Origin of the sequence: Kitasatospora nipponensis, assembly GCF_039528135.1 — a bacterium.
GTDB classification, from domain to species: Bacteria; Actinomycetota; Actinomycetes; order Streptomycetales; family Streptomycetaceae; genus Kitasatospora; species Kitasatospora nipponensis.
This window is the reverse complement of record NZ_BAAALF010000553.1, coordinates 1-929: the sequence shown is the minus strand read 5'-3', so window position 1 is coordinate 929 and position 929 is coordinate 1. Positions and strand designations below refer to the sequence as shown.

General features: G+C 68.5%; 1 protein-coding gene. It reads right to left on the bottom strand.

Annotation, left to right across the window (positions count from 1 at the left end; all coding sequences use genetic code 11):
- Positions 1-313, bottom strand: a 313-nt coding sequence (locus ABD323_RS41835) for a hypothetical protein (protein ID WP_344447311.1), incomplete at its 3' end; no start/stop codon positions are given.
- Between the last annotated feature and the right edge of the window lie 616 nt (positions 314-929).

The window sequence follows — 929 nt, the reverse complement described above, 5'->3', positions numbered from 1 at the left end:
CCCCGCGCAGGGCGCGGCGCGACGGCGGGCTGATCACCGTCCCGCCGTTGGGGCCGAGCAGCTCCAGCGCGGTGTCCGGCATCGAGGCGCCGACCAGCTGGCGGCGGTTGGGGGTGCCGAGCACCCAGGTCGTGAAGATCCTGCCGAAGTCGTCGGTGAGCTCCGCCGAGAGCTCGGCGATCAGCCGGTCCTGGCACGGCAGGCACTTGTCGAGGCCGGCGGCCACCAGCAGGTCGCAGCGCTCCGAGTTCCACGACTCCTCACCGTCCGGGAGCCGGTGAACGCCGCCGCTCTTGCACATCTGCTCAGTCATGCGCAGACCGTACCGAGACACCACTTCGAACAGCCCTCGAACTCCACCAACCTCCACCCGACAGCAGGACCACGAATCCAAGATCCACAACGGGCACAGCTCAGACACTCCGAGACGATCAAGGCACCGACCCGAGCAGCCCACTCCTATGCATCACGACCCGACGGCAGTCCAGACACCTCTTGCAGATGGTTCTGATCATGGTCCGCGCGGGCGCGGGGAGACCGCCCGTTCAGTCTCCGAACGGCCCGGCTGTTCTGCTTCCGAACGCCGCCGTGGTTCTGCTTCTGAACGGCCCGGCCGACCGGCCTCCTCGCGCGCGTGCGCGATGCAGTTCCCGCCGGCCTTCCGCTTCCGCCGGTCCGCCGGGCCAGCAGAGGGTCCCGTACGGAAGAAGTCGGCGCCGCCCGAGAGGTTGTCCCACCCCCTTGTCCCGCAGGTCAGACCCCTTGTCCGCGCGGCCGCCGTCGACCGGTCTGCGGAACCCGAAACGGGACCCGAAAGAGCACCCGAAAGAGGACTCCAACCGGGACCCCGAAGAGGACCCGAAACGGAACCAAGATCAAATGGAGGACTAAGGTATCGTCACGCCGCGCGTGCCGATACGGGCCGCAGG